The sequence below is a fragment of the Akkermansia sp. UNK.MGS-1 genome, from assembly GCF_000980515.1.
Taxonomy (GTDB): Bacteria; Verrucomicrobiota; Verrucomicrobiia; order Verrucomicrobiales; family Akkermansiaceae; genus Akkermansia; species Akkermansia muciniphila.
In genome coordinates, this window is record NZ_LBCB01000007.1 from 1 (window position 1) to 25,601 (window position 25,601).

At 51.3% G+C, this 25,601-nt stretch carries 22 protein-coding genes, 1 tRNA gene and 2 rRNA genes; 15 read left to right on the top strand and 10 right to left on the bottom strand.

Annotated features, from left to right (window positions below; genetic code table 11):
• From WW58_RS02900 to WW58_RS02910, 3 genes are all read left to right on the top strand, one after another.
• Positions 1–94: ribosomal RNA gene (locus tag WW58_RS02900) — 23S ribosomal RNA — on the top strand; the annotation flags it as partial.
• 238 nt (positions 95–332) lie between these two features.
• Positions 333–448: ribosomal RNA gene (rrf, locus tag WW58_RS02905) — 5S ribosomal RNA — on the top strand.
• A gap of 142 nt (positions 449–590) precedes the next feature.
• On the top strand, positions 591–3,149 hold the full coding sequence (locus WW58_RS02910; protein ID WP_102758574.1) for an alpha-N-acetylglucosaminidase: 2,559 nt from the start codon (positions 591–593) through the stop codon (positions 3,147–3,149).
• Positions 3,150–3,306: 157 nt separating this feature from the next.
• Here the strand turns inward: WW58_RS02910 and WW58_RS12865 are convergent, their stop codons facing one another.
• Both WW58_RS12865 and WW58_RS02915 read right to left on the bottom strand, forming a co-directional pair.
• The gene (locus tag WW58_RS12865; RefSeq protein ID WP_123038897.1) at positions 3,307–3,648 is read right to left on the bottom strand and encodes a PEP-CTERM sorting domain-containing protein; all 342 of its coding nucleotides are present in this window, start codon (positions 3,646–3,648) and stop codon (positions 3,307–3,309) included.
• A 497-nt stretch (positions 3,649–4,145) separates the two neighbouring features.
• Entirely contained in the window at positions 4,146–6,014 is a 1,869-nt protein-coding gene (locus WW58_RS02915) for an OPT family oligopeptide transporter (RefSeq protein WP_046435296.1), read from the bottom strand.
• Between the two features lie 120 nt (positions 6,015–6,134).
• Here WW58_RS02915 and pyrF point away from each other — a divergent pair, with 120 nt between their 5' ends.
• The 3 genes from pyrF to WW58_RS02930 all read left to right on the top strand — a co-directional run bounded on the left by pyrF (position 6,135) and on the right by WW58_RS02930 (position 9,530).
• A complete protein-coding gene (gene pyrF / locus WW58_RS02920; protein WP_031930856.1) occupies positions 6,135–6,920 on the top strand; it encodes an orotidine-5'-phosphate decarboxylase in 786 nt (261 codons plus the stop codon).
• 123 nt (positions 6,921–7,043) lie between these two features.
• Entirely contained in the window at positions 7,044–7,817 is a 774-nt protein-coding gene (locus tag WW58_RS02925) for an energy transducer TonB (RefSeq protein WP_031930857.1), read from the top strand.
• Between the two features lie 21 nt (positions 7,818–7,838).
• A complete protein-coding gene (locus tag WW58_RS02930) occupies positions 7,839–9,530 on the top strand; it encodes a putative manganese-dependent inorganic diphosphatase (protein WP_012420265.1) in 1,692 nt (563 codons plus the stop codon).
• Positions 9,531–9,608: 78 nt separating this feature from the next.
• Here WW58_RS02930 and WW58_RS02935 read toward each other — a convergent pair whose 3' ends face one another.
• The 3 genes from WW58_RS02935 to dnaX are packed head-to-tail and all read right to left on the bottom strand — an operon-like array spanning position 9,609 to position 13,167.
• A complete protein-coding gene (locus WW58_RS02935) occupies positions 9,609–10,649 on the bottom strand; it encodes an endonuclease/exonuclease/phosphatase family protein (RefSeq protein WP_146023922.1) in 1,041 nt (346 codons plus the stop codon).
• Between the two features lie 12 nt (positions 10,650–10,661).
• Positions 10,662–10,976 carry a YbaB/EbfC family nucleoid-associated protein gene (locus WW58_RS02940; RefSeq protein WP_046435302.1) on the bottom strand — a complete coding sequence of 105 codons (315 nt, stop codon included), beginning with the start codon at positions 10,974–10,976 and terminating at the stop codon, positions 10,662–10,664.
• A 28-nt stretch (positions 10,977–11,004) separates the two neighbouring features.
• Positions 11,005–13,167 carry a DNA polymerase III subunit gamma/tau gene (dnaX, locus tag WW58_RS12870; RefSeq protein ID WP_237970360.1) on the bottom strand — a complete coding sequence of 721 codons (2,163 nt, stop codon included), beginning with the start codon at positions 13,165–13,167 and terminating at the stop codon, positions 11,005–11,007.
• Here dnaX and WW58_RS12875 point away from each other — a divergent pair.
• The 4 genes from WW58_RS12875 (at position 13,087) to WW58_RS02960 (ending at position 15,516) form a co-directional block, all read left to right on the top strand.
• Positions 13,087–13,314 carry a hypothetical protein gene (locus tag WW58_RS12875; protein WP_237970363.1) on the top strand — a complete coding sequence of 76 codons (228 nt, stop codon included), beginning with the start codon at positions 13,087–13,089 and terminating at the stop codon, positions 13,312–13,314. The two genes, dnaX and WW58_RS12875, sit on opposite strands and share 81 nt — an antisense overlap.
• Positions 13,315–13,422: 108 nt before the next feature.
• A complete protein-coding gene (locus tag WW58_RS02950) occupies positions 13,423–14,199 on the top strand; it encodes a hypothetical protein (RefSeq protein WP_012420269.1) in 777 nt (258 codons plus the stop codon).
• 47 nt (positions 14,200–14,246) lie between these two features.
• Positions 14,247–15,062: a hypothetical protein gene (locus WW58_RS02955; RefSeq protein WP_012420270.1), complete on the top strand. Its 816-nt coding sequence runs from the start codon at positions 14,247–14,249 to the stop codon at positions 15,060–15,062.
• Between the two features lie 361 nt (positions 15,063–15,423).
• A tRNA-Ser gene (locus WW58_RS02960) sits at positions 15,424–15,516 on the top strand.
• An 84-nt stretch (positions 15,517–15,600) separates the two neighbouring features.
• Here WW58_RS02960 and radC read toward each other — a convergent pair.
• The 3 genes from radC to infA form a co-directional block, all read right to left on the bottom strand.
• A complete protein-coding gene (gene radC / locus WW58_RS02965) occupies positions 15,601–16,341 on the bottom strand; it encodes a RadC family protein (protein ID WP_012420271.1) in 741 nt (246 codons plus the stop codon).
• A gap of 1 nt (position 16,342) precedes the next feature.
• Positions 16,343–17,833 (bottom strand): NAD(P)H-hydrate dehydratase, encoded by a 1,491-nt coding sequence (locus WW58_RS12880; RefSeq protein WP_215833398.1) that lies wholly within the window; start codon positions 17,831–17,833, stop codon positions 16,343–16,345.
• Between the two features lie 94 nt (positions 17,834–17,927).
• Entirely contained in the window at positions 17,928–18,425 is a 498-nt protein-coding gene (gene infA, locus WW58_RS13765; RefSeq protein ID WP_343123227.1) for a translation initiation factor IF-1, read from the bottom strand.
• A 255-nt stretch (positions 18,426–18,680) separates the two neighbouring features.
• On the opposite strand from infA, the gene rplM reads away from it, so the two are divergent.
• Positions 18,681–19,109: a 50S ribosomal protein L13 gene (gene rplM / locus WW58_RS02985; protein ID WP_022197697.1), complete on the top strand. Its 429-nt coding sequence runs from the start codon at positions 18,681–18,683 to the stop codon at positions 19,107–19,109.
• 14 nt (positions 19,110–19,123) lie between these two features.
• Positions 19,124–19,519, top strand: coding sequence for a 30S ribosomal protein S9 (rpsI, locus tag WW58_RS02990; RefSeq protein ID WP_022197696.1), 396 nt, complete (start codon positions 19,124–19,126; stop codon positions 19,517–19,519).
• A 228-nt stretch (positions 19,520–19,747) separates the two neighbouring features.
• Here the strand turns inward: rpsI and WW58_RS02995 are convergent, their stop codons facing one another.
• Both WW58_RS02995 and WW58_RS03000 read right to left on the bottom strand, forming a co-directional pair.
• The gene (locus tag WW58_RS02995) at positions 19,748–20,185 is read right to left on the bottom strand and encodes a 23S rRNA (pseudouridine(1915)-N(3))-methyltransferase RlmH (protein ID WP_046435309.1); all 438 of its coding nucleotides are present in this window, start codon (positions 20,183–20,185) and stop codon (positions 19,748–19,750) included.
• Between the two features lie 6 nt (positions 20,186–20,191).
• The gene (locus tag WW58_RS03000) at positions 20,192–21,760 is read right to left on the bottom strand and encodes an excinuclease ABC subunit UvrC (RefSeq protein WP_233465517.1); all 1,569 of its coding nucleotides are present in this window, start codon (positions 21,758–21,760) and stop codon (positions 20,192–20,194) included.
• 111 nt (positions 21,761–21,871) lie between these two features.
• On the opposite strand from WW58_RS03000, the gene WW58_RS03005 reads away from it, so the two are divergent.
• From WW58_RS03005 to WW58_RS03015, 3 genes are read left to right on the top strand one after another with little or no spacing between them, the layout of a single operon-like run.
• Entirely contained in the window at positions 21,872–22,663 is a 792-nt protein-coding gene (locus tag WW58_RS03005; protein WP_215833399.1) for a MotA/TolQ/ExbB proton channel family protein, read from the top strand.
• A 39-nt stretch (positions 22,664–22,702) separates the two neighbouring features.
• Positions 22,703–23,149 (top strand): ExbD/TolR family protein, encoded by a 447-nt coding sequence (locus WW58_RS03010; RefSeq protein WP_022197692.1) that lies wholly within the window; start codon positions 22,703–22,705, stop codon positions 23,147–23,149.
• On the top strand, positions 23,146–25,578 hold the full coding sequence (locus tag WW58_RS03015; RefSeq protein WP_046435312.1) for a tetratricopeptide repeat protein: 2,433 nt from the start codon (positions 23,146–23,148) through the stop codon (positions 25,576–25,578). The genes WW58_RS03010 and WW58_RS03015 overlap by 4 nt, the downstream gene beginning before the upstream one ends.
• The last annotated feature ends 23 nt before the right edge of the window (positions 25,579–25,601 follow it).

Genomic DNA, 25,601 nt, shown 5'->3' on the forward strand with positions numbered 1-25,601 from the left:
AGGTTCGTGGAAGACCACCACGTTGATAGGTCGCAGGTGTAAGTGCAGCAATGTATTGAGCCGAGCGATACTAATTACCAATTGACTTCATCATATTACATCACTCCCCGTCGTGAATGACAACTTGCTCTTGTCTCATTTACCTGTGCATGTTCATCAACCACCAGCCACGCAGATGTCAGTTTACGCTGAATCCCTCCCCACACAAAGGACGGAAATCTTCTTAGCCGCCACACACATACCCTGAAAAAAATCCCTCACTCAGAAGCCCCCAAAAAAGCAGGGCTCCCGGGCAGGCAGGATGAAGAAAAAATCACCTCTTCCCCCTGAAGCCCGGTGGCCAGAGCGCAGTGGTCCCACCCGGTCCCGTTCCGAACCCGGAAGTGAAACGCTGCCGCGCCAATGGTAGTCGGACGACAGGTCCCGCAAGAGTAGGTCGCCGCCGGGATTTTTTCCCATCAGGCCCCGCCAGTCACTTGACTCGCGGGGCCTGTTCTTTTCTTGCTCGGTCCCGTTCTTCTCCCCCTACATTCTCTTAGTTAGTTTCCTTCTTGTAAGATGTCGTATTTTTTGTACGTATTAGTGTTACTATGTTTTCTCATGCTTTTGCCGCCGGGGCGCTTCTTGGAACTGCCATTTCTCCGCTTGTTTGCGTATCTGCCGCAGAAAGATCGCCTGTGGCGGCGGCTGAAGATGTAGTGGCGCGTGTAACTCCCTCGGCAAAGGGGGCTGTCTTGTTCCACTTAAATCCGGATCAGGGCAACAAGATCACTATTTCCGGTATTGCCGGAGGTATCCGGGTGGAGGCGTCAGATGTGCGCCGCTTGGTGGCGGGTTATGGATGGTATTTAAAGAATATAGCCAAGGTCCATTTTTCGTGGAACGGAAATCGGATAACGCTTCCTTCCCCTTTGCCGGTTCCCGCCAGTCCGGTTACGGTAGAAAGCCCGTGGAATATCGTTTTTGCCTATAATTACTGCACCCTTTCTTATACGGCGGCTTTTTGGGATTGGAACAGATGGCAGAGGGAGATTGATTTTCTGGCGTTGAATGGGTTTACGCATGCGCTGGTAACGGCGGGTTTGGAAAAGACATGGGAAGATTTTTTGACAGGCTTGGGGTATCCTCGGGAAAAAGCTCTTCGTTTTATCCCTAATCCGGCATTTGCCGCCTGGTGGAATATGGGAAACCTGGAAGGCCACGGTGGTCCGCTGAGCCAGCAACAGATAAATAAAATGGCCCAGATGGGAAGGCGCATTGTCTCCCGTATGGAACAGTTGGGGATGACACCTGTACTTCAGGGGTATGTGGGATTTGTTCCTTCTGACTTTCAGGAAAATGTCCGGATAGACGGATTGAAGCTTATTCCTCAGGGGGAATGGGTTAATTTCAGGAGGCCGTGGGTGGTGGATCCCACTTGCGAGGCTTTTCCCAAACTGGCCGCGGACTGGTACAAGGCTCTCCGCAAGGTATACGGCATTCCTGGAAAGATGTTTGGCGGGGATTTGTTTCATGAGGGGGGGCGGAAGGGGGATATTGACGTAACGCAGGCGGCACAGGCAGTGCAGAAAGCCATGCAAAAGGCTTCTCCGGGGGCTTTCTGGGTGATTCAGGCCTGGGGTGGAAATCCTACCCGAGAGTTGTTGTCCGGGTTGGATCCGGAGCGTGCGCTTGTATTGCAGCTTACCAAGGATATGGCTAACGGGGGAAAGAATTTAAGGACTTTTAATGGTATTCCGTGGGTCTGGTGCGAACTGGCGAACTTTGGAGGCAATACGGGAATGTACGGGGGGGTTCCCCTTCTGTCCCGGCTCGGAAGTGAGTTGTCCGGCTATAAGGATAAGGGACTGGTGGGCATGGGAACTTTGTCCGAAGGGCTTGAGACGAACCCCCTGCATTACGCCCTGTTCAGCGACCGTTTGTGGACTAGGGAGGATATTTCTGTCCGGGAGTGGCTTGGAAAGTACGCGCGCCAGCGTTACGGTTTCGCACCAAAGGCTGTCGTGAAGGCGTTGGAAGTTCTGTCTTCCTCCATCTATAACCCCGTTCGTTCTCAGGAAGGGTGTACGGAGTCTATTATTTGCGCCCGCCCGTCCTGGAATGTTCGAAAGGCATCCACATGGTCCAGCGGGGAGCGATATTATCACCTGGGCGATATTGTAAAGGCGGCGCGCGGTTATCTGAAGGCCGCGAATGATCAGCCGAATTTGGTGAAAAAGGAGACGTTTCGTTATGATTTGGTGGATGTTGTGCGTCAGGCTCTTGCGGACGCTGCTTTTTACCAGCTTCAACAGGTCAGGAGTGCTTTTGATTCCGGAGATTTGGCTGCGTACAGGAAACAGGTAAAGCGTTTCCTGTCTCTGATTTCAGATATGGATGCCCTTTTGGCGACGGATAGCCAGTTCCTATTAGGAACTTGGCAGAAAAGGGCTTTGGATTGGGGTGATTCCCGGCAGGAAAAAGCCTTGATGGACAAGTCTGCGAAGATGCTTATCACTACGTGGATTGATCAGGTTCCCCGGTCTCTGAATGATTATTCCAATCGTCAGTGGGCCGGGCTTGTTTCCGATTTTTATTTGCCTCGGTGGAAGAATTTTTTTGAATTTCAGATGGATGTCCTGACCGGAAAGAAGACGCGTGATGCCGCCCATGCCGCATTTATGGATAAGATGGTTCGGGATGAACTGGCCTTTGCCGGAAATGGGAAAATATATTCTGCCAAACCGGCGGGGGATACTTTGGCCGTTGCTAATCGTGTGATGAATACCCACCGGGAAATGTTGGACGCCCTGAGTGCGGAAGAAAAGCATTCCTCGGGCAGTCCATGGGAACTCCAACAAGGTTCTCCGTTGCAGTTTGATGTGACGGATCAGGTGACTGCTTCTGGCACATATACTGCTACTTTCCAGTGGAAGAATGGCCCCAGCGCCTTGAAAATCCATTCTGTCAGATTATACGAGGGTAACAGGGAGGTGGCTTTCGATGTTCATGAGGGCAGAACTGGCGTGGAAAATAAGGATAATATTTACAGACTGGAATTGAAGAAGTACAGAACCAACCTTGATTCCTATATCCTGAAGGCAGAAGTAAGCGGTGTTTCTCAGGGCGCTTCCAAAGGAGAAATGGTGTTGAAAAAACTGGTGGATTGAGAAGTGGACAGGAAGTTGTGCAGGGATGGGAGAAAAGGCGGTTATACGTGCAGGCTTTTCCATTTGTTCCGGAATCAGTTTGTTTCCCTCGCCGAAAAAAGGAAGAAGGGGGGGATTTCCCCCCTTTCTTCCTTGAAAGATGGCATGGTGATAAAATTTATCGGCGGTGGCGTAACAATAGAGCGCTAAGACCGAACAGACCCAGCGTAGCGGTTGCCGGTTCCGGAACCACTTCATTACTTGTGGAGAAGTTTACTGCCGACAAATACATGCCCTCCCAAGAGTTCAGGATATTGTTTTTATAGGTGCCGGTTCCGCAGCCGCTATGCATGTCCAGAGAAAGGCTGTTTAAATAGACGGTTTCGGGAAGTGTTGCTTCCTTTCTATTCGTGGCGGCGGACATAACGGAAGAAGACGATTGGGTCGCAGAGCCAAAGTAGTTGTTGGCGGTGTTAGTGTTCGTGGTGGAGAATATGGTGGCTGCTTGGGCGGTTCCCAACGATAAAAAATGGAGATAACAGAAATAATGGGTTTCATCTTTGGGCTGGAAATATAACTTGATACAATTGATATGCACTGGGAAAAAATCTATCGAATTTAGAATCGTTTTTTGAAAAACATGAAATATATTGATGTTATAAAGAAATATTCAATTTATTTAAAATTTTAGATGGAAAACGATTAGTAATAGTCTTTTTTATCTCATTATCGGTATTATCCGAGAAAAAAATCATGACCCAATGGTAAATACCGGTTCTAGATTTTCTTTACTCCGGCACATAGCCAAAATTCCGTCCTCAGCAAACTCCTGCTTCCCGAAGCGGAATGGTCAGCCTACACAAGCTATTCTCTTTTAGAAGTAAATATTGACCTCGGATTCGCAATCCGTTTGTCGATATTCTTATTGTACTGCCCCGATTTATGCTCCGGTTCCAAAAGATGAGCTGTACAGGATCTTTTGTAGAGATGGATTTTTTTTGAATATAGCCTTTTCGTTCAGAGGGCTGCCTGGTAAATGCTGAACATCAGAATGGTCATTCCCGTGAGGGCTGCGCCTGCAATGATGCCGGAGGCGGTGGGGACTTTATATTCCCGTGATTTGGCCTTGAAAAGATGGTCCGCAGCCCAGCCGAGCACAGCTCCTGTAAAGAAAAGGAAGGAGTCGTTCCACTGGATGGCCCAGGCCAGGCCGAAGCCGATGGGGGTGGGGAGCCATTTTCCTGTCCGGGGAATATAGCGGGAAATAAGCACCAGAATGAGTCCGAGAATACCGCCTGCAATGATGGAAAGCACCTTGATGCTGTGCAAATGGCTGAACCCCATGCCCAGTGCTTCCGCTGTGGCCGCCCATGTTCTGGCTCCCGGAGCATTGAAAGCCTGGAGAGCGTTCGCATCCGGAACCATGGAGCGGAAGGCCAGCACGGAGACGAGGGTTCCCAGAAAAATTCCGGAAAACTGGGCGATGAATTGTTTGCGGGGGTTAGCTCCCAGCAGGTAGCCTACTTTGAGGTCTACGAGCAGGTCTGCCGAGGAACTGGACGCTCCTGAAGTGATATTGGCCGCCATCAGGTTGGCTGTTACGTGTCCGGGTGCAATCCCTCCGAAGATGAGCTGTGTAACTTTTCCCATGGCTCCGGTGGGTGTAATATTGGCTTCTCCGGTGATTCGGCAGACGACCAGCGCCAGGAAAAAGGATATGACTACCGCGATGCAGCTCATCCAGTACGGAACGTTAAATGATGTATGAGCCAGATAGCCGAGAGCTCCCAGAGAGATAAGCTGGCCTGTCAGAAACCAGCTCATGGGCGTTTCTATTTTTTCCACATCTGTCAGTTTTCGTTTTTTACTCAGGGAAAACATGGCACCCAGGGAAGAAAAGGAACGAACAATACTTTTCCATTGGAATAGGAAAGCCACAATGCTGGCGACGACCATGCAGGCGGTTCCTCCCCACAGGGTCCAGCTTACGCTCTCCCGATAACCTGCTCCCGCGGGAAGCAATTTCTGGCTTTCCAGCCACGGAACGTAAAGAGCCCAGCAAACGGTTCCTCCGATGAAGAGGCTGAGGGATGTTTTCATGCCTACCAGAGCTCCCGCACCCACGAACATGAGATCCCATTTGAAGAAGATAGTACGCTGGTACCAGTTGCCGAGGATATGTTGCTGGACCGTTCCAAGCCATCGTTCTCCTCCTGCAGCCATGGCGATGGCATTAGCGGCGGCGAAAAGGGCAGAATAAAGAAGGGCTTTGGCCTGTCCCGCCGCCTTTTTGCCTTCAGAATAGAGAACTTTGAGGGTTTCCGCCGTAGCAATACTGTCTGGGAACCTTATTTGTTCAATGTTGATCATCTGGCGTTTCATCGGAATGGCCATGGTGACACCCAGTACGGCAATGAAAAATATCCAGGCGAAGGTAGTGCCAAGAGGCATGTGCTGTCCTGTCAGCAGGAGCAGGGCGGCTACGGCAGAGGTGAGGGTTCCCCCTGTAGAATAGCCTGCAGAACTGGCAGCGGACTGCATGCATGTATTTTCCAGAATAGTCATGGGGGATTTGGAAATGCCCAGGCGCACAAAGGCGTTCCAGAGGGCAAAAGAGATAATTCCTGCCGTCAGAGCCACCCCAAAGGACCATCCCATTTTGAGGTTGGCGTACAGATTAGTGAGGGAAAGGATGGAGCCTAGAAGCATGCCTACGATGACGGCTCTCCAGGTAAGCTGCTTCATTCTGTCTCCGGAACCCAGATAAACTTGATCGTACCATTGCTGTTCTACTTCATCCGGAGTACCTTGGAATCCATCCAGAGGCAGCGGTTTTTCCAAGCAGGAGGGGAGAGGGCTGGAAGATTGGGGGGACGTAGATGCCATACAGTTCATAATATAGCATTTGCGGGAGTGGTGGAAAAGTCGTATCTGTCTTTCTCTGCTTTCGGCGTTCCTTCTGCTTGAGACTTGCGTGCTTGTGACGGCCGTGGTTTAATGGGCGGCATGAGCCAATCTTTTACGGATAAACTTGCCGCCCGCATTAAAGAGACCGGTTCCGCCTTGTGTGTCGGGTTGGATCCGCGCCCCGGCATGGATGATTTGGAGGCGATTCCTGCGCTGTTGCGGAAGGTTGTGGAGGAAACCGCTCCATATGCGGCAGCGTTTAAGCCGAATATTGCCTATTTTGAAGCCATGGGGTTGCGCGGTCTGGAAATACTTGAGGATTTGCTTCCGGATATGCCTAAGGATGTTCCGGTGGTGCTGGATGCTAAGCGTGGAGATATTGGAGAGACTCAGAAGTATTACGCTCATGCTTACTTTGAACGCCTGGGTGTGGACGCTGTGACGTTGAGTCCTTTTATGGGATATGATACGCTGGAGCCTTTTCTGAATTATGAAGGTAAAGGTGTTTATCTGCTGGCAGTTACTTCCAATCCCGGTTCTGCGGATGTGGAACGGCAGGAACTGGCAGGGGGCCGCAGGGTTTTTGAACTGGTGGGAGACATGGTGCTCCGTTCTGTCCGGGAAGGCTGTAAAACTTCCGTAGGCATGGTGGTTGGTTTGACCAATGCAGATTCCAGTATTCTGGAGCGTATTCCGGATGCTCCTTTGCTCATTCCCGGCCTGGGTGCTCAAGGCGGTGATCTTTCCTGCCTGAGTGGTTCCGGTCATGTGGCGCCTCCCCTGATTAATGTCTCTCGAGGAATCATGTACCAGAATCCGGAATTGGGTTTTGCTGAGAAGGCCGCCGGATTTGCTCAGCGCATTCGAGAGGCATTGAATTATTGATGTTCATGTATTTTTTTGCAAATAACAAAATGATAACGGCCTGCTTATGGCTGTGCATGAGCTTGTCAAAGGGAGGGTGCTGATATATTGAACAGGTGCATCCCCATTCCCTGCCCGTTTTTTATGGATGAAAAGCCCGGAATTGTAAAATTCACTCCCCATTCCACTTCCAGATCCGCAATGTTGATTGCGGTGGCAGTGACAGTGGGTGTTCAGGTGGCTTTGTGTGCTGTGCTTGTAGCCATACATTTGCAGGATATGTGGTTTCCCTCCGTCCAGGGTGGGGAAGTGGAAATGACGTTTGTGTCCCCGTCCGAAGAAGTTTCTCAGGAGATGGAAGAAGTTCAGCCTACATCTGTTGTTCCGGTTGCAGCTCCTTCCACAGTCAGCCCTGTTCCGGAGATTGCGTCAGATGAAGACTTATTGGCGATGAAGCTGCCGGAAAATGAAGATTGTTCCGAAATGAAGGATTTTCTTTTGGATGAAGCTCCTTCCGAACTCTTGCCGGAGGAGCTCGCCGCCATGCGGATTTCCATGAATGAAGTAAAGCGAAGGCAGCCTGTGAAGCGCCCGGCGGTATCCCTGCCGGGGCGTCCGGAACCGGATCAGAATATTTCTCCTGATAAAAAGGTGCGTTATAAACATGCTCCGTCCTTGCCCAATTCCGTCAATTCTTCTAAAGTCGGGAAGGTGAATGCCGTGGTGAAAGTAGTGGTTGGAGTAAATTCCCATGGGGAACCTTCATCCGTCAATCTTCTTCAGTCAACGGGAAATGCGGAATTGGACCGCCTTTTTATGCGTTGGGTGAGAGAGAATTGGACTTTTTATCCGGCGGAAAAGGACGGTGTGCCCATTGCTTCCAAGGTGGTGGTGCCCGTCAGGCTGAATATAGATTAACCTGTACAAGGAAATATAAAGATGCTTCCGGAGAAGACAGAGAATAGGCCCGTTTATGTGATCGGCCACCAGAATCCGGATACGGATGCTATTTGTTCAGCCATAGGGAATGCGGAGTTTTTAAGAACTCATGGCGAACCTGGTGCGGTTGCCGCCAGATGTGGGGAAATGACGCTGAGAACATCCTGGGTATTGGAAAAGGCAGGAGTGCCGGAGCCGATACTGATTCATGACGTGACGCCCACCGCCGGGACAATCTGTCGTCGTGATGTGATTAGCGTAAGTCCGGACGATACATTCCTGACGGCGTATCGAAGGATGACGGAAAATTCCCTTCAAACCATACCGGTTATTGACGCTGATTACAACCTTCATGGCCTATTGCGTTATTTTGATTTGTTGAGCCTGCTCATGCCTCTGAATATGACGGAGATGAATGTGCGCTCCGTCTTTTCCAGCCTGAGCAATATCGCCACCACCATTGACGGAAAATGTCTGACCGGGGAATCCTTAAGTGAGGAAGAAACGCAGAATATTCTGCTGGTGGGTGCTTCCAGTGAACCCAGCGTTCGAACAAGGCTCGCAAATTACAGGAGAAAAGGGATTATCCGGGATCTGATTGTTATTTGTGGGGACCGTCCGAATGTGCAGCTATATGCAGTGGAACATGGCGTACGCGCTTTGGTGACCACGTCCGGTGCTTTCCCTTCCTTGGACATTATTGAGACGGCCCAGACGACGGGAACATGTATTTTGAGTACTCCCTGGGATACGGCCAGTGTTGGCCAGTTGATCCGTTGTTCCCGGAAGGTGAGGGAGCAGGTTCAGAAGGATTACACCGTTTTTCCGGAGAATATGCCGCTGCCCGAGTTGAGGCAGGCTGCCGTAAAGCGCAAGCAGGCATTGTTCCCTGTGATGAGTATCAAGACGAACAAAATAATTGGTGTACTGAGTAAGACGGATTTGGTGGATCCGCCCCGTACACGTGTGGCTTTAGTGGATCACAATGAATTTTCTCAGGCCGTCAAGGGGGTGGAGGAGGCGGAGATTGTGGAGGTGATGGATCACCACCGTTTGGGTACCCAGCTTTCTACACGGGATCCAATCCGTTTTCTGAATGAACCCGTAGGATCCACATCCACCTTGGTGGCACGCAGATTTTACCATCGTAATGTGGAACCCTCCCAGGCTGTAGCGGTCTGCCTGTGCGCGGGGATTCTTTCAGATACCCTGAATTTGACATCTCCTACGGCGGCTCGGGCAGATAGGGAAATGTTGGAATGGCTGACAGGGATTGCCAAAATAGATGCCAAGAAGTTTACAGAGGAGTTTTTTGCTACCGGTTCTCTGTTGCGTTCCAAAACTGAACCTTCCGTTATTATTCAGGCGGACAGGAAGACTTTTACTGAGTACGGGCATAAGATCAGTATTTCCCAGATTGAGGAAATTGGTATGTTTGGCTTGGAAGATGTCCAGGAAGGTTTAGTGAGGGAACTTCGGAAGCTGGTGGAGAAAGAGGGGCTGAAGCTTGCTTGCCTTTTGGTTACGGATATCGTTACTCACGATTCCATGCTGCTGGCCGTCGGGGATGAAGAAGCTCTGGAAAATATCGAGTACGAGCGGCTTGGCCCTAATTTGTTTTCCGCTACTGATGTGGTAAGCCGAAAGAAACAGCTTTTTCCTGCTATTTCCCGTGCATTAAAGACGTTGTAGATGCCGGAAATCTTTGCTTTTTACAGGCAAGATTTTTCCTGAGGAGGAACGGCGTTGCCGTGCTGTAAGGGGTATAGATCAGGGAATTGCAATGTCTGCTACGATAGAACGGCGGATAGTATCCGGTATCAGCACAGTACTGGCTCTTTCAGGTTTGAGCGGCGGCGTGCAAAAAACTCGGTCTAGGCGTAATAGAGGGAAATTGACAGGTTGCGTAGCTCCGTAACCGGCCCCTTTCAGTTTGAAACAATCCTGAAAGTCGGAACTGAGTTTGGAGAAAATGGGGGATTGAGGGGCAACGCTGAAGTTCCCGGCCATGATAATGGGAAGTTCTCCATGCTGGGTTCCTACTTCCCTCAGGGTATCAAACAGGTATTGAAGTTGTTTACGGTGGATGAAGCGGAGTGTATGGAAATATTTCCAGCAGGCGGGGGAGTACAGGTCGAAGCGATGTTCAAAAGGTTCCAGACTGATGTTGATGAGCCGAATCGCCAAGGAGGAATTTTCCGGTATCCAGTCTACAATCAAACCGGTTGTGTCCGTGATGCTCTGGGCCGGACCAATCTGACCGTGCCTTACAATGATCGCGCAACTTCCTATTTGCTTGATATAAGAGGTTCTACCGAAAATGCTGTAGGCAAATTTGAGTGTTCGGTTATAGTTGCTGCAGCCTTGGACGAAAATGACATCTGCACGGAGTTTGGATATTTGTTCAATGGGAGGAGATTTCTCGCACCCCTCGTACAAGGTAAGAACCCTTATTTGCCTGGCATCCGGAGACGGTGGCATTTTGTAGTATTCCATTCCAGTTCTGGAAATGGGCGGGAGAAAGTCTGTAATAACGATGCCGTATGCAAACCAGACGATAATGCCAAGCAGACCGATTCGGGAACCGAAAACCAGCCATGCAATGAGCGCCGGAAAGGAGAAAATGAGACAGCAAGCCCATATGGGCAGTGACGTTGCAAAAGCCATCGTGTCTGAACCGGTCCAGAAAATAGTGACGACGATGACCCACAGGCACAGAGAGACGCCACCCAGCGCTATTCCCAAGTGGTTGACTCCGGATAGCGTTGGCAGAGGTTCTGCCAGATGTTTGCGTCTTCTGAGCCGATGCACTGTGGTGACAGATTAGAAGCCCATGCCGGGAGGGAGACCCAAGCCTCCTGTCAGCTTTTTCATTTCCGCCGCGGCTGTTTCCTTACCCTTAGCAATAGCTGCATTGATGGTTTGAAGGAGAAGCTCCTGGAGAAATTCTGAATCGGACGGGTTAATGATGGAAGGATCAATGACCAGTTCCGTGAGGTTGCCGTCACAGGTGGCGGTAACTTTCAATTTTCCTCCAGCTCCTTCCGTTGTAACGGTTTGGGAGGCGAGTTTTTCTTGAGCGGCCGCAAGCCCTGCCTGCATTTGCTGGACCTGTTTCATCATTTTCATTATGTTCATGGTCGTTGTGTCTGGGTGGATGAGTTGACTATTGGGAAATGATACGAGCCCGGAAAATCTCCATAGCAGCATCAATCAGCGGATCCGTGTAGTAAGAGTTATCTTCATTTTCCTCTTTGGAAGCTTCCTGGACAGGCTCTGCGTTTTTTTTCTGCGGGGTATGAGGTTTAGGTGCAGGAATGGTGGATGCGGAAGGAGGTGGTGCAGGCAGAGGAGCCAGTTCTTCCTGCACGGGTTCGGGAATGGAGAAATCCTGACGGATAGAAATAGTAACAGAGGTTCCAATATATTGGGAAAGAGCAGCTTCCAAAGCTGTTCGCAGAGGGCCTGTTCCAAGACTGTCCATCCCCTGACGGTCAGAAGGATGAAAAGAAATGGCGACTGCTACACCATCATAACCGGAAAAAACGCTGTTGGCTAGAAAGTCCGCTTGAAGAGGGAATTTGGCGGACATTTGTTCCAACACCGTTTTCCAGTCTTCTTCCGTGATAGTTCTTCCTGATTGTTGGGACAGAACTGCCGGTTCCTCTTTTTCTACGGGTGCCTGGGTTTGGGATGATGTGCTTGGAGTATCGAATAGATTGTCAAAGAAACTGTTAGTTCGTCTTTCCAGAGGAAGATTTTCCTCTGGATCCATAAAAGTAGGCTCTGGAGAATCCGTAGGAAATTTCGACACATCGGAGGCGTCGGAGTCTGGATGCCGGGTGATTTCTTCGGAGGCAGGTACGGTTTTTGTCCGCAATTTAGTGGCTGAGTAGGGAAATTCTTCCTTTGCAACGGCAAGAGAGGGGGGGGCTGCAGCGGGTGTAAGAGTTTCCTGTTGTGGTTCGGCTTCCTGCGTAGGATGGGGAGAAGCTTGAGCGTCAGTGCTCTGAATTTTCTGTACTGCGGGAGATGAAGCAGGGGAGGACACAGAAAAATCTGGAATCGGATCCATCAAATGTTCTTCCGTAGCTGGGGGTGGGTTTGTTGCAGCAACAGGAGACTGGATGTTTTGCCGGGGGGCCGGAGTGGGAGCCGTGGCGGAGGAAATAAATGTACTTGGTTCCTGCTGTGAAGCAGGATCTGAAGAAGAGGCCGGTGCCGCGGTGGCTAGCGGAGCACCTTCCAACGCCATGATAATATCGCTGATGCTGGCCTCAGCCAGAGTATGAACGGCTTTAATCAGGCCCATTTCCAGATGAAGCCTTTTATTGGTGGACCAGCGCATTTTATCTTCCGTTTCCGCCAGAACTTCCACCAAACGCAGGATTTTGTCCGTATGGGTGCGTTTGACCAATTCGGCGAGTTCCTCCTTGGAGGATTCCGGGAGAGAATCAAAGCTGGCTTCTGGATCTACTTTAGAGACCAGAATTTCACGCACGGCGGAGATAATTTCGGAAAGGAACTGGCTCATGTCTCTTCCTGCTTCCGCCTGTTCATGCAGAAGATGCAGGAGAGAGGGAAGTTCCTTGTTCAAAATAAGCGCCAGAGCATGGGCCACGGTCTCCCGGGAAGTAATGCCGAAAATGTGGAGTACCTGCTGTTCTTCAATATGATCTCCACAGAAGGAAACAAGCTGGTCCAGCATGGATTGTGCATCCCTCATACCTCCATCCGCCACTTTGGCGACAGCAAAGGCTGCTTCCCTGCTCAGACTTACTCCCTCTGCAGAAGCAATATGGAGCAGGTGTTCTGCAATGATTTCAGAAGGGATGGGGCGCAGGTCGAAGCGCTGGCATCGCGATAGAATGGTTGGCAGTATTTTGTGGGGTTCCGTGGTTGCGAAAATAAATTTGACATGAGGTGGCGGTTCTTCCAGCGTTTTGAGCAGGGCGTTGAAGGATTCCTTAGTGAGCATGTGCACTTCATCTATATAGACGATACGGAAATTTCCTCTGCTCGGAGCGAACCGTACGTTGTCCCTGAGATCCCGGATGTGATCAATGCCGCGGTTGGATGCTCCGTCTATTTCAAGAACATCCAGGCTCCGGCCTTCCGCAATTTCTTCACATATATCTTCATGCGGGTCAAAATCCACTTTGGGGCCACCGCTGCAGTTTAGAGCTTTCGCAAATATTCTTGCGGTTGATGTCTTTCCCGTTCCACGGGGACCTACAAAGAGATAGGCATGGGCGAGACGGTTGTGCTCAATGGCGTTTTTCAACGTCCGGACAACATGATCCTGTCCAAGGACGTCATCGAATGTCAGAGGACGGTATTTTCTGGCAAAGACCTGGTAACTCACGGTTCAGAAAGACTAGAAGATGAGTTCCCGTTTGAAAAGAAAATAGAGAGTAATTGTTTTAAAATGTTGATAAAACGGTTCTTGCACACTCCCGCTACGGAGCTTGCCTGAAAAAAATATCAAGAAAACAATGAGGATGTCATTTTGATATTGAAATCTGAAAATGTTCATGCCAATCTCACAAAAGTAACAGGAACCTTCTCATCTCTATAATTTCCTATGTGGGTCAAAGTATCAATAGCAGCCTTGGTCATTGCTCTTCTCGGAGGAGCCATGTATTATCTTGATAACGAGGAAGCTCTAACCAAGGAGCGTAGGGAATGTGCTTCCCGCTACAAGAACCTGAACGGCCTTCGTGGCGAATTTACGGAAGAAAAGACGAAATATGTCGATTTCCTGGTGAAGAATGAGGCTCTGACGAATGACATCAATGCTTTAACCAAGGAAAAGGATGAACTGGAAGTAAAGAATCAGGAATTGGCCTCAGCCAATGAGGCCAAGAAATCTGACCTTCAAACGCAGCAAACCGCTTTGGCGGAATTGCAATCCAAGAGCAAGGATATGGAAAGTATCCAAGCCATTGCTGACAGAATCAAGGGGCTGGAAGAAGAGTCCAAGCAGTTGGAAGTGGTTAAGCAGGCGGAACAGGGAAAACATGATGCCATCGTTGCTGAAACCGAACAGCTTGTTGTGAATAATGCCGCTCTTCGTCAGCTCAAGGCCGACCAGGATGCCCGCCTTTCTCCGCCCAACCTGAAAACGAGGGTTTCCCAGGTGATTCATGATTTTAATGTAGTTGTGATTGACGGAGGAGCCGCCGATCTGGGCGTGGTGCCCGGTTCCAAGTTGGCCGTCATGAGGGACGGCAACAAAATTGCCGAGCTTGACGTAAACGCTGTTGAATCCCGTGTTTCCACGGCCACTATTCTACCAAGTACGGTAACCGCCGGCGAACGTGTTGAAGCCGGAGACGTCGTTGTATCTGTTCGTCCCTAGCATTTTTCCGGTTCAATACACTCCATACACTCTCACATACATACACAATGAAAACTGTCTTAGTAGTTTTATTGATTCTTGCAGCAGGGGCGGGCGCCTGGTTCTCCGGTCTTAGCGGCCTTTTCGGTATTAATGGCCAGTACCAGGATTTTAAAGAAATGATTTCGTATCGTAAGACCTTGGACAAGGAAATACGTACTTGGACAAGCTTGCGCAACGACATGATTAAGAATCGTGGCTTGGCAGCGGAAGAAAATCTTAGTCTGATTTCCAACAAGGCTTCCGTGACGCAGCAGCGTGATGAACAGCTTTCCAAGGAAGCGGAGTTGAAGGAAGAAGAAGTGCAGTTGAATGCGGACTTGTCCAAAATCAATAAACAGATTGAGGAATTAAAGAGCAAGTTGCAAGATTTCGGTGTTTCCAGCGTACAGGAAATCCAGGAGAAGATGGAATCTTTGGAAGCTTCCAATAAGAAGCTCCAGGAAGATATTGACCAGATTAAAAGTGCTACGGAAGTGGCTTCCAAGAGACGGGCAGAACAAGCTTCTGAGCTGGCTAGCCGCCAGAAGGAGCAAGCTGAATACCGAGCTGCTCTTGCCAAAAATGGGGAAGAGTATCCCGTTCTATCCGTGGATCCGCAGTGGGGTTTTGTTGTGATTGGGGCCGGACAGGGCAGTAGTATTGATCCAAATACGGTTCTTCTTGTTACCCGTGAAGGTCGCAGCATTGGTAAATTAAAGGTAACTTCCCTGGAGAAAAATCAGACGGTAGCTGACATTATTAAAGACAGCGTACCGTCTGGTATGAGTATTCAACCCGGCGATAGAGTACAACTCCTGCGTCCCCGTCAGTCCGCCAAATAAAGGTTTGCCACGTATTTTCCTTGAACCCCGTTGTGTCGTCCGGCATAATGGGGTTCAACTTTTTAAAAGGAAATGATGAAACGATTTGCAATCTCCTTTTTGTTTGTGTCTTTTTCTATTCTTCTGGTCTCTTCCTGTTCCTGGTTGATGGAACCGCAGGAGAGGGAGCGTGTGCCGCAGCCGCCTCCCGGTCCGGAAAAGAGTGCGCTTCCTCATAATAAGACCCAAAGATTTGAGGCGGAAGCAACGCTCGGCCCGTTGGCCTCGCCGAGACGTTAACGGCATCCGAATGACGCTGGACGGTGATTCTGTTCTTTACAGTATCCGACAAACCGGATACAACCGCCTCCGGTTTCCAAGTGGAGAGATGGCTGAGCTGGTCTAAGGCACTCGACTCGAAATCGAACGTGGGCTTTAAAACCCACCGTGGGTTCGAATCCCACTCTCTCCGCCAGTTTTTCAGTAAGAGCCCCGTCGGAAGACGAGGCTCTTATTTTCGATAGGAAAGGAACAGGCGGGAATTCAGATAAGCGGCTGTTCAGTGATAGAGGGTGCGTTCTTGACCGGGGTCTTTAAGGCGGTCTCCGCCAGGATGGTTGTAACTATAATAATTTTTGTTGGTTGTTTCGGTCGGTTTACCAATGATTACATGATCCAGAAAACGAACGCCTAATAATTTGGAGCATTCCCGCACGCGTTCGGTCAGGAGGTCGTCCGTACGGCTGGGGGCTGGATTTCCACTGGGATGATTGTGGGCAAGGATGAAGCCATAGGCGTTATGAATGACAGTGGGGCGTAATATGTCACGTGGATGAGCAATGGATTCGTTCAAGGTCCCGCTGGATATTTCCACGGGTTTGATGAGGCGACACTTGGTATCCAGCAGCAGAACGAGCACCGTCTCCTTTTCCTTCCAGCGCATGGCTGTAGTCAGATAATCATAGACATCTTCCGGTGTTTGAATGGGTTGACGTGACAGAGTTTCACGGAGAGCCCTCGCTCCCAGTTCAAAGGCAGCGCTCAGCGTAGCGGCTTTCGCCATGCCTATTCCCTTGCAAATGTTCGCTATTTCAGCAGCTTCCATATGAGCTAGGGCATCTAGAGAGCCAGCAGACTGAATCAGATCCGAGGACATGTCCAACACATTTTTCCCCTTGATCCCCATTCGGAGAAAGATAGCAAGCAGTTCCGCGTTGCTGAGGCTGTGCCTTCCTTGGCGGAGCAGTTTTTCCCTGGGCAGAGACTGTGAGGGCAATTCCTGAAGTTTGCGGTAGGTCATTTCAATAACAGAGGCGTGCGGTAGAAAGAATGGCGGAAGGAAGATGTCGCAGCGTATCCCCTGCCGTCAATGTTTGCTGGGTGGCTTCTCCGGCGGAGATTGCCATTTCGGAAGCTCGGCCACACAGGTAGACACCCAGAACGGCGGAAACCAGCAGGGATTCCCCCTGGCTTATGAAGCCTCCGCAAATACCTGCCAGAACGTCTCCCTGACCGGCAGTTGCCATGCCGGGATCCCCAGTGATGTTATAAAAAAGAGGTTTTCCCCGTTGGGTGACGATAGTGCGTGCTCCCTTGTAAATCAGGGCGGCTTCATGTTCTGCCAGAAAGCAGTCGGCAATGTCTGCGCGGATGGCATAGTTGTCTGCATCTGGCAGAAGTCTGCGAATTTCTCCATGGTGGGGAGTAGCCAGAACGTGTTCTCCCAAGTTCCACTGCATGGCCGCGGCCAGATTCAGCCCGTCCGCATCCAGAACAGTGGGGGTACCTGTTTCCAGAATGAGGCGGATGGCTTCCGCATCTTCCTCCGATACGGAACCGATACCTGGGCCAATGAGGAAAGCACTGAATGTACGAATGGAGATATCTGCGTAACTGTCCACGGGCCTGACCATGATTTCCGGAGGCATGGATGGAGCGATTAAGGGATAGACGTCTTTGTGAACGTGCAGTGTAACCAGACCGGCTCCTGCCCGGAGAGCTGCTTCACAGCAGAGACGGGCCGCACCCAGCATTCCTTCAGAGCCAGCTATGACGCCAATGTGCCCGCGTTTGTTCTTATAATCCGTATAGGGTCTTGCAGAGAGGAATTTGGTAAGCCGTGAGGAGGTAATAAGTTCCGTGGCGGGGAGCGCCTGTACGTGAAGGCTGGGAAGGTCAATGCAGACTAAGCGTCCAGCAAACAGGGTGGCGTCATCGTCCAGCAGGCCCTGCTTAACGGCTCCTATGCACATGGTGAAATCTGCTTCCACTGCATTTTGCTGAGGCATTCCCGTGTCTGGATCCACTCCGGTGGGGATATCAATAGCCACGGTACGTACAGCCCCGCAACGGTTTCTTATATAGTTCATTTCCGCGCAGAGAGCGGAGATTTCCCTCCGGAGCATTCCCTTTGCCCCTATTCCCAGCAGGCCGTCCAGCAGGATCATAGGTTTTCCCGTATGGGGAAGGGGAGGGGCCTGGTATTCCTGAGGGGGAGGAGATATTTCCGCCAACTGCCGCACGGAAAGTTCACTCCATTCGTTGCGCGGGTAAGCGGTTCGGAAGCCTATTTCCCAGCCATGTTGTTTCAGTATGTTAAGGACGGTGAGGGCATCTCCCCCGTTATTCCCTTTGCCTACATAGGCTACGCACAATCCCGGGTCGGGGAAGAACTGCATGAGAGATTCCGCAATACCGGCAGAGGCCAGTTTCATCAGGGTTCTGGCTGGTGTTCCGCTAACGATGAGCTCGCGTTCCGCGATCTGCATATTTTCCGTGGAGCAAACTTTCATGGCATACTGATAGAGGCAGCCTTTACTGTAAGCTAAAAAACCTTCTCCTGCAAGCCGGAGAAGGTTTTTGCAAAAGAAGCGGACCAGGGAGCGGCTAACCGATGCGGAACGTGATGCGCGCTTTGGTCATGTCATAAGGAGACATTTCCATACGCACTTTGTCCCCTACCACGATTTTAATAAAGCGTTTGCGCATTTTGCCGGAAATATGGGCCAGCACTTCGTGACCGTTGGGAAGGCGCACCTTGAACATGGTCCCTGCCAATACGGCGCAGATGGTGCCTTCCACTTCAATTTCACTTTCGGAGTTTTCTTCCTTGGACTCTGATTTGTTGAAATTCTTTCTGCCTTTGGTGTGGCGTCCTCCGCCTCCTTGCGGGCGTTGCCTGTTGGCGTTAACTCCGGGGCGGCTTCCTCCCCCTGTTCTGGAATTTCCCGGTCCTGCAGACTGTCCGACCGACCGTGCCGCTCCTGTGCCATTGCCGGAAGGTCTGGATTGTCCGGGACGGTTACTGGTGCCGGTCGGTCTGGAACCGGGGCGGGAATTTTGTCCGCCGCTGGGGCGGCTGCTGGATCTTGGATTCGGGCTGATAGGACTCTCCTTGTAAAGTTAAAATGAACGCGTGTGTACAAATCCCGCGCAGGCGAATGATAAACCATATTTTTGCAAGGGCAAGTCCTGAATGCGGAAGTTGTGCAAATAAAACACAATTCTATGGAGAGGGACGGGAAAAAGGCTGTAAAAGAGAAAAAGTATTTGACATTTACGTGAATAATCATTAGGAATGCGCCCCCGAATTGGAAGATAACGGCAGGATGCCGAAAAACGAGAACGAAGAATTGAACCATGAAGACCTTCTCAGCCAAACCGCAAGAAGTAGAGCGCAAATGGTATGTTATAGACGCTGCCGACAAGGTGCTCGGCCGTGTTGCCGTTGAAGCGGCTAACATTTTGCGTGGCAAGAACAAGACAATTTTCACCCCCCACGTTGATTGTGGCGATTTTGTCATTATCGTGAACGCGGACAAGGTGGTGTTGACCGGTAACAAGGAAAATGCCAAAATTTATACCCGTTTCTCCGGTTACGTTGGCGGTAAGCAGGTGGACACCCCCCGTAAGATTCGTGCTCGCCGCCCTGAACTTCTTCTGGAACTGGCTGTTAAAGGCATGGTTCCTCACACCCGCTTGGGCCGTCAGCAAATGACCAAGCTGAAGGTTTATGCCGGCGCCTGCCATCCGCATGAAGCCCAGCAGCCCACTGCCATTACTCTCTAATTGATTTTTCAGACATGAGTCAGACAACCCCATACAACGCCACCGGCCGTCGTAAGACCGCCATTGCACACGCTTGGCTTACTGAAGGTTCCGGCCGCATTACGATCAACCGCCGCGGTTTTGAGGAATATCTTCCTACCGTTCAGTTGCAGAATGCTGTTCTTCAGCCCTTTCAGGTTACCAATACCATGAACAAGTTTGATGTGAACGTCGTTACCAAGGGCGGCGGTATTCACGGACAGGTGGGAGCCATTCGTATGGCGATCGCCCGTGCTCTTGTTCAGGTTGATGAGGCTTCCCGTGCCCAGCTTCGTGAATTCGGTCTTCTGACCCGTGATTCCCGCATGAAGGAACGTAAAAAGCCCGGCCGTCCTGGAGCCCGCAAGCGTTATCAGTTCTCCAAGCGTTAAGCTTGGCTGGTTGCGAAGGAACTGGCTTTACCATTTCTTTCTCGGAAAAGGAGTACTCCCTGTGGAGTGCTCCTTTTTTGTTGCAGGAAGAGCTCTGTTTTTTACTGCTTCACGCGTCTTTAAAAAGCTTTTTCTGGTTGGATTGCTTACGGCGGCTTTCAATGATTTTCCTGCATTTGCCGTGAAGGGAACAGGTTTTCCTATACAGGAATGTTTGGTTGACGAGGGTTATCGATGGTACGGTGTTCCTGCCAGAATAGTGTGGCAACGGTAAAGCTGTTCCAGCAGGACAACAAGCGCCAGTTCATGTTGAAGGGTGAATTTGCTCAAGGACAGGATATGATTGCACCGGGACCGCAATTCTTCCGTATGACCGTCTGAGGCTCCGATGAGAAATGCTATACGGCGCACGGAATGCATTTGCCAGTCCTTTGCCAAGTCGACCAGCTTTTTTGTGGTCCAAAGTTCTCCGCGTTCGTCCATGGCGATGCGCAGGCAACCCTCACTGGCGGCCAGCAGACGTTTAGAAACGTCTTGGGAGTTTCCATCCCTGACAAGTTTGAGTTCCGTTTTGCCGAAGGGCCTGAGACGGTTGAGATAGAGTTCCACGCCTTCCTTGGCGTAGCCTAGAGAAGGCTTTCCGGCGGCCAGAATCAGGAATTGCATGAGGAGTCAGGAGTTGGAAGATGAGTTAAGGTAGTTCAGCAGGGTGCGGGCCCAAGTTTCCGAAATGCCGCGGATGGCGGCGATAGAAGCCGGGTCCGCCTTTTTAATGGCAGTTACGGATTTGAATTTTTCCAGCAACAGTCTTTTTTTTGAGGCGCTCATGCCCGGTGCGTCGTCCAAGGCGCTTTCCCGCATGCGTTTACGGTAGAGCAGTTCGTTATAGCCGTTGGCGAAGCGGTGGGCTTCGTCGCGGATGCGCTGCATGAGTTTGAGGGCTCCCGTGCTGTGAGGCAGGCAAAGGGGCTGGGACTGGTGGGGGAAAAATATTTCTTCCCTCTGCTTGGCCAGGCCTACGATGGGCATGTCTCCCAGGCCGATGGCTTCCAAATCGGCCAGAGCGGAGGAAAGCTGTCCTTTACCTCCGTCCACTACTACCAGATCTGGAACTTTGATGGGGGCTTTTCCTTCCGCGCTGAGTTTCTTAAGCCACTGGTACAGGGTCATGTCCGCCTGCCGTGAGGCTACGGCATCGCTCTCCGCCAGAATGCGGGAGTAACGCCTCCGGATGACTTCCGACATGGAGGCGAAGTCATTTTGTCCGTCTACAGTGCGTATACGGTACCGCCGGTAGGCCTTGTTGTCCGGCCTGCCGTTGGTGAAGCGCACCATGGAGGCCACGATATGGTTGGAAGAGACATTGGAAATGTCAAAGCATTCCATAATGAGTGGGGGAGATTCTAATCCCAGTGCTACCCCCAGTTCCTTCATGTCTTCTTCCGGGTGAACGGTGCCGGGAAGATCGGGAGTTCCTTTTCGGAACCTCCGGGCGGGTTCCAGTACCTTGACCAGATTGTCCCGGATGTCCCGCAGATATGCCGCGCGTTCAAAGTCCAGTTCATCGGCGGCTTCCATCATTTCCCTGGTAAGTTCGTCCAGAGCGCTTTTTTTTCCCGTCCCTTCCAGCAGACGCACCGCCTGGTCAAAGTTCCGGTTGTAATCATTGATGGAAATGCGGCCAACGCACGGAGCGGAGCAGTTGCGAATCACATCCGCATGGCAGTGCCTGAAGTCATGGATACCCGGATTTTTTGTCTTGCAGGTTCGCAGCCGGAAATGCCGGTTGAGCCATTCCTGCGTGGCGTAAAGAGCCTGGGAGTGGACAAAGGGGCCGAAGTAGCGCGCTCCGTCATCTTTGCGCACCCGCGCCAGCTGGAAACGAGGCAGTTTTTCCCCCTTCGGAATTTTCAGCAGGGGGTAGCGCTTGTCGTCCTTCATCTGGATATTGTAATGCGGGCGATATTGTTTAATCAGTTTGCTTTCCAGCAGAAAAGCCTCCTGGTCATTTCTGGTTTCAAAATAATCAAATGACGCAATAGCATTAATGAGCGCTCTTGTCTTATGGTTGGAGAGTGTGGCTCCCGTAGGAGAAAAATAATTGCCCAGGCGGCGGTGAAGGTCCTTGGCTTTGCCCACGTAGATGGTATTTCCCCGGGCGTCTTTCATGATATAAACGCCTGGTTTGTGCGGAGTTTCCCTCCAGAGTTCTTTCAGGGTTGGTTGCTCGCGGTCTGCCACGCAGGCATTATGCCATATGAGGCAAGAAATGGAACTGCGGAAACGTACTGTATTACGGCTACTTGGCTTGCCTAGGAAAACTTCTTCTGTATAATCCCCTATGTCTTTTGTATGAACCCTGTACCGTTTACCACGTTGGCCGCCGCCATGGATTTTGTGGTGGGAGATAGAAATTATCCCCTTTCTGAGCTGTTCATGAAAGGCGGTTTCATCATGTGGCCGCTGCTTCTGTTATCCATCGCCGGAGTAGTGGTGCTGGTCATGTGCTGCTTTTCTACCCGTGCTGCCGCCGTTTTGCCTACCAAACTGGTGGAACAGGCGGAATCTTTCATCCGCAAGCGGGATTACACGGGGCTTTCCATCCTCTGCAAGAATGGAGATTCCTGCTACGCTCGCGTGATGTTGACTGTAGCCAACTTCATGTTGCGCAACCCCTCCGCCCAGTTTGAGGAGGTGAGGGAGATAGCCTCTGCGGAAGGAGGACGGCAGGCGGGGTTCCTAAGCCGCCAGATTTCCTGGCTGTCGGATATTGGCGCCGTAGCCCCCATGCTGGGGCTGTTGGGGACCGTGGTCGGGATGATGAAAACCTTTTTTGAGATTGCCAACGGTGATTTTTCCGGGGGCAAGCAACGTATTGACATGGCGGGCGGCGTGGCGGAAGCCTTGATTACGACGGCGGGCGGCCTGATGCTTGGGATTCCCGCCATCCTGGCTTATGTATATTTCCGCAGCCGTGTACACAAACGGGTAGGAGACCTGGAGGCAGCCGTCACGCACAGTGTTTCCGTAGTTGCCACCCAGCTTCAGAAGCCACGAGCCGGTGCAGCTGGGGCTTTTCATGAAGAGGAACTTCCCAAAGTCCCCGTAGATCCCACTTCCCTGCGCGATGTGCGTGGGCTCTAGCCGGAACGCATCTACTTCTCCACCTCACCGGAAGATTGTATGAAATTTCATTATAAAATGCCCAGTCCTATCGGGTTCCAATTAGCCCCCATGCTGGACATCGTATTTCTGCTGCTGGTGTTTTTCATCGTAACCCAGACATTTGAGGATGATGAACCGGATCTTTCCATCAATCTTCCTTCAGCAGAGACTCCCAAGCCCGGTGAAAATGTGTCCAATGAAATTATCGTGAATATCCGTAAAGATGGTACCGTGGTAATCAACCGCCAGCCGTACACAATGCCGCAGCTGGAAGACAAGCTTTTTTCTGTCGCCCGGTTGGACAAAACTATGCTCGTCCGTATCCGCGTGGATGAAAAGGCGGAATCCGGCGTGGTGGTGCATGTGATGGACGCATGTCTGAAGGCCGGGCTGAATAACGTTTCTTTTTCCACGCGTCCTCCGGCTCCATCTTCCATCAATGTTTCCAATTCCCAGGCTTCATGAAAGCGTTCTTTTCCATTAATGCAGGTTTAATAACTTTGGCGATGTTTTCTGCCGCCCAGGAAAATATTCCGGATGCCGCTCCTATCGCGGATGGTCCGCTGGTCGCTAATCCGGAGCTGGATACGCTGGATATGGCGGACATGCTGTACAAGCAGGCCCAGGCTCCGGCTACGAAGGAGAACCGGCAGGAATATGGACGCCTTCTTGATTTAAGCTTGCGTAAATATCTGGAATTTACCCAACGTTTCCCCCAGTCTGCCCAGGCTCCTCTGGCAGAGTATCGTGCTGCCATGTGTTTGGAGGAGCTGGGCAGGAAAGATGAGGCACACGGCCTGTTCCTCAGATTGATTCAGACGGGCAGCCCCGCTCTGGTTGCCGCCTCTGCCTACCGTCTGGCGACGGATGCTTCTTCTGCCGGGGAGATAGATAAGGCCATCCAGTATTACCAGCTCGTGATTCGCAATGCGGAACAGAATGATTTGAAGGTGGACGCCCAGTACCGTCTGGGACGCCTGTTTCTTTCCAACGGTAATCCGGAGTCAGCCGCCACCATGTTTTGCGCGGTGATGGGCAATCCGGAAGCGGATGCCAAGTTTGTTCTGGTGTCCCGGATGGGATATGCCGCCCTGTGTGCGGATACGGGACGCTTGGGAGAAGCCTATTCCGAATATCGCAAGGTGCTGGAAACGCCCGGTGTGGATAACAGGAACCGGGGAATCGCCACTCTTCAGGCCGCCATGCTGGCCACCAAACTGAAAAAGACTGCGGAAGCCCAGGGCCTTTATGAACGGCTTTTGAAGGACGAGTCCCTGAAGGAGATGGCGCCGGAGGCCCGAATGGGGCTTCTTCTGGGGCTGTACAATATGGGCAAGTACAGGGAGATACTTTCCCAGTATGAGCAGCAGAAGGGAATAAAGATGCCGACAAAGGACGGCCAGGTGCGTCTGCTGATGCTGCTGGGGCAGTCCGCCTATAAATTGAAGGAGTATCGGAAAGCGGCGGATTTCTTTCTGGAAGCGGAAAAGTCCGTCCCTTATACGCAGGAGGCCATGCAAGCCTCCTTTTACCGGTTGTTGTGTTATAATGAACTCAAGCAGAAAGATCTTCCCCAGCGGGCTCAGAGCTTCCTGAACCATTATGCCAAGGCTTTTCCTACCAGTGAACTGCATGATATGGTGCGCCTGATGGCTGCAGAGAACCTGTTCAGCTCCAATCCGGCGGATGCCGCCCGGTTTTATGCCAGCATTGATTTTGACAAGGTGCCTCCGAAGATGCGCGCGGATATTTTATATAAGAGCGCGTGGGCGATTGCCCAGGCCGGGAACAGAGGTGTGGCCGCCAAGCTGCTGACTGATTTTATCAATGATTTTCCAAAAGATCCCCGCATTTGCGAGGCATTGACGTTACGCGGAGACATGTATGCCAAGACCAAGAAGGAAGCTGAGGCTCTGATGGATTTTGACCGTGTGATTGCCCGTTGGCCGAAAGCTGAATCAGCTGCCGCCGCATGGCAGAGAGCCGCTCAGATTTATGCGGGACGCCAGGATATGGCGAACATGGCGAAGTATTATGAAGGCCTGATCCAGAATTTTCCGAAGGCGTCTCCTGCCGCTCTGGCTGAAGCCCATTTCCTGCTGGGGCGTGCGGCGTTTGACCAGGGAGATTTCAAGTCTTCTATCAGCCATATGGCGGAGGCCAAGACGCTGGATCCCCAGAAATACGGAGAACAGGTTAATGTGCTTTCCGTCCTGTCCTATCACAAGCTCCAGGACATGAATAAACTGAAGGAAGCCCTGGAAACCCTGCAAAAGGAAAATCCTTCCGCCGTGGCTCGTGTGCCGGATGTCATTCCCGCATGGCTGGGTCTTCAGGCCTATGGGATGAAGGATCTGGAAACGGCGGACAAGTATATGACCTGGGCTACGCAGAACGACCAGCTTCAGAATGTGAAGAAGGTGATTTGGCGTAATTTGGCGAAGGTGCGCCTGGCGCTCAGAAAGTATGACCGCGCCTTGGTGGCTTCCAACAATTTCCTGAAGGATGAGGATCAGCCTTACCGCCGTGCGGACGGCATGCTGGACAAGGCTTCCATTTTGCTGGGGCTGGGCAAGTATGCGGATGCCAGAAAGACGGCGGAAGATGCGCTGGCTCTGGGCGTGGAAGGTCCTTTGATGGCTTCCTTGAAAATTGTTCTGGGGGATATTTCCTATGCGGAGAAAAAGTTTGATGAAGCGGCCAAGCATTACGGTGTTACGGCCGAGCTGTTTGTCAATGACGCTGAACTGAAACCCAAGGCTCTGTTCAAGGCGGCAGAAGCTTTGGACAAGGCCGGCCGCAAATCGGAGGCTTCCCAATATCGGGGCCGCCTGCAAAAGGAATTCCCGGATTGGAAACAGGATGGAGAGTCTTTGCCTCCGGACGCACGATAAGCGTTTTAAAGATTGAAACCGGA